Raw genomic sequence first — 2764 nt, 5'->3', positions numbered from 1 at the left:
CCTTTCTCCGCTGCCAGCTGCTTCAGGCGGATCGCCGCGGACAGGCCGGCGGGGCCACCGCCGACGATCACCACGTCGTATTCCATCGACTCGCGCGGGCCGTACTGCTCAATGAGACTTGCGGGGGTCATTGATGCTCCTCTTACCGTTAGAATGCTTTTTTCGGGTTCGTATTGTGGGCGAACGATACCAGCGCCGCAACCCAAAGAACAGAGATTAGCACGATCGTTCTATTTATATGATAGGGTATCGCCCCGGGATTCACCGGGTGTGCACCAGGCATTCATCGGGTTTTCAATGACCTTTGCGGCATCGCCGCACCTGTAACCCAACCGAACAAGGTAACCACAATGGGCCGTTCGATCAATCTGGAAGGCAAGGTCGCGCTGATTACGGGCGCCTCGAGCGGGCTGGGCAAACGCTTTGCCCAGGTGTTGTCGCAGGCGGGAGCGAAGGTGGTGCTGGCGAGCCGCCGCACCGAGCGCCTGAAAGAGCTGCGTGCCGAAATTGAAGCGTCCGGCGGCGCCGCGCACGTCGTGTCGCTCGACGTGACCGATTACCAGAGCATCAAGGCGGCCGTGGCGCATGCCGAGACGGAAGCGGGCACCATCGATATCCTGGTGAACAATTCGGGCGTATCGACCACGCAGAAGCTCTCGGAAGTCACGCCGGCCGATTTCGAGTATGTGTTCGACACGAACACCCGCGGCGCCTTTTTCGTGGCTCAGGAAGTCGCCAAGCGCATGATCATGCGCGGCAACGGCGGGCAGAAGCCGTCGTATCGCATTATCAACATCGCCTCGGTGGCGGGCCTGCGCGTGTTGCCGCAGATCGGCCTTTATTCGATGAGCAAGGCCGCCGTGGTGCACATGACGAAAGCCATGGCGCAGGAGTGGGGGCGCCACGGCATCAATGTGAACGCGATCTGCCCGGGGTATATCGATACCGAGATCAATCACCATCACTGGTCGACCGATCAGGGCCAGAAGCTGGTTTCAATGCTGCCGCGCCACCGCGTCGGTCAGCCGGAAGACCTGGACGGCCTGCTGCTGTTGCTGGCCGCCGACGAATCGCAATTCATCAACGGCTCGATCATTTCCGCCGACGATGGCTTCGGGCTCTCCTGAGCGGGGCGCCCGCACCTGTTTCAACCTGTAGAAGAAGTACGATGAACGAATATCACGCAGTTTTTGAAATGTCTATGCCGATCCGTTGGGGCGATATGGACGCATTCGGCCATGTGAACAACACGGTCTATTTCCGCTACATGGAGCAAGTGCGGATTTCCTGGTTCGAGCAGCTTGGGATCGCCGGCGGCAATGGCGAAGGGCAGGGGCCGGTGATCGTCAATGCATCGATGGACTTTCTCAAGCAACTTCACTACCCCGGCGATGTGATCGGCAAGATGTCGGTCGGTGTGCCCGGGCGCAGCAGCTTCGACACCCGCTTCGAACTGACCCGCGCCGACGACCCGGCGACCGTCTATGCACGTGGCGCGGCGCGCTGCGTGTGGATCGATTACGCGGCCGGCAAGTCGGTGCAGATTCCCGACCTGCTGCGCTCGACCATCGAAAACGCGGTGCTCGTCAAGGCGGGTTAAGGAACCCGGGCCGCTCAATTCCCGAGCAGCTTTTGCAGCAGCTCGGTCGCATTCCCCGTCGCATACTTGCGCATCAGCCGCGCCCGGTAGACATCCACCGTGCGCGAGCTGATCGCGAGCACCCGGCCGATCTGCTTGCTGGTCTTGCCCGTCACGAGCTGCGCGGCGATTTCGCGCTCGCGCGGCGTCAATTCGATGGCGACCCGGCGCGTCGCGCTCAGATCCTCGAACGTCCACACGCCCGCGGCATGCGGGTCGGCGCGCTCGAGCGAGCGGCCTGTCACATGACACCAGAATAATTCCCCATTGGCGCGCTTCATGATCCGGTCGTCGGCGTAGCTGCCTTGCGCGGTCATGATGGGCGGAATGCGCGTGCCGATGCGCTCGAACTCGTCCGCGGACGGATACAGCACCTGAAACGACTGCCCCAGCAGCGCTTCGCGCCGGCAGCCGAAGATCGACGCCAACTGGTCGTTGCAGTCTTCAATAACGCGCTCGCGCGACAGCACGAGGCCGATCGGCGCGAGGTGGAAGGCGGTTTGGTAGTCCAGTGCGGGCATGAAAGGTGCGAAAGCGGAAAATCACTTATGTATTTTTGCGTATTGTGCCGGAAGGCCCGCGCATCGTACCCTTTCCGGCAAATCACAAGGCTGCGAAGCCGCAGGTGAGGACGCGGGTGGTCCGGGTGGTCCGGGTCGCGCGACTGTGCAACGTCGACGCAAGGCTCGCCGGGGATGACTAGAATGACGTTCTGGGCTCACGCCGCGTGAAGTGCGAGCGGCGGCGCCTCGAGCGTCAGAGGCATCCGCCCGGGGCCGCCAGAGCCAACCCGCATCGCCATGCATCGCACTGATCCGGCGGCCGGCGTACCGGATTTTCGGGTTTCCATAAAGGAAGGGACACACTGATGAACAAGGTCTATCCAGACGCGGCTGCCGCGCTCAAGGACATCGTCAAGGACGGGCAGACGTTCGCCGTCGGCGGCTTCGGCCTGTGCGGCATTCCCGAGGCGCTGATCGCGGCGCTGCGCGACTCTGCCGTCAAAGGCATCACCTGCATCAGCAACAACGCGGGTGTCGACGGTTTCGGCCTCGGCCTGTTGCTCGAGACGCGCCAGATCAGGAAGATGATCTCGTCGTATGTGGGCGAAAACAAGGAGTTCGA

General features: G+C 62.2%; 5 protein-coding genes. 3 read left to right on the top strand and 2 right to left on the bottom strand.

Features of this window, described 5'->3' with window-relative positions:
• On the bottom strand, positions 1-131 hold a 131-nt coding region (locus FFS45_RS41350; RefSeq protein ID WP_137960339.1), incomplete at its 3' end, for an FAD-dependent oxidoreductase.
• Positions 132-350: 219 nt separating this feature from the next.
• Between FFS45_RS41350 and FFS45_RS41345 the strand changes: the two genes are divergently transcribed.
• Positions 351-1127: an SDR family oxidoreductase gene (locus tag FFS45_RS41345; RefSeq protein WP_137960338.1), complete on the top strand. Its 777-nt coding sequence runs from the start codon at positions 351-353 to the stop codon at positions 1125-1127.
• A gap of 41 nt (positions 1128-1168) precedes the next feature.
• Positions 1169-1600, top strand: coding sequence for an acyl-CoA thioesterase (locus tag FFS45_RS41340; RefSeq protein ID WP_137960337.1), 432 nt, complete (start codon positions 1169-1171; stop codon positions 1598-1600).
• Between the two features lie 14 nt (positions 1601-1614).
• Here FFS45_RS41340 and FFS45_RS41335 read toward each other — a convergent pair whose 3' ends face one another.
• Positions 1615-2160 carry a LuxR C-terminal-related transcriptional regulator gene (locus FFS45_RS41335; RefSeq protein WP_137960336.1) on the bottom strand — a complete coding sequence of 182 codons (546 nt, stop codon included), beginning with the start codon at positions 2158-2160 and terminating at the stop codon, positions 1615-1617.
• Positions 2161-2507: 347 nt separating this feature from the next.
• On the opposite strand from FFS45_RS41335, the gene FFS45_RS41330 reads away from it, so the two are divergent.
• Positions 2508-2764: CoA-transferase (locus FFS45_RS41330; protein ID WP_283204797.1), on the top strand; the 257-nt coding region annotated here is incomplete at its 3' end.

It is taken from the genome of Burkholderia sp. 4M9327F10, assembly GCF_005503145.1.
Classification (GTDB): Bacteria; Pseudomonadota; Gammaproteobacteria; order Burkholderiales; family Burkholderiaceae; genus Paraburkholderia.
Note: the sequence above shows the minus strand (reverse complement) of the source record. Positions and strands in the feature narration are given on the sequence as shown.

Excerpts from the sequence above, each read along its gene's own strand:
- FFS45_RS41345 (WP_137960338.1), top strand. The coding sequence starts at position 351 with ATGGGCCGTTCGATCAATCTGGAAGGCAAGGTCGCGCTGATTACGGGC.
- FFS45_RS41340 (WP_137960337.1), top strand. The coding sequence starts at position 1,169 with ATGAACGAATATCACGCAGTTTTTGAAATGTCTATGCCGATCCGTTGG.
- FFS45_RS41335 (WP_137960336.1), bottom strand. The coding sequence starts at position 2,160 with ATGCCCGCACTGGACTACCAAACCGCCTTCCACCTCGCGCCGATCGGC.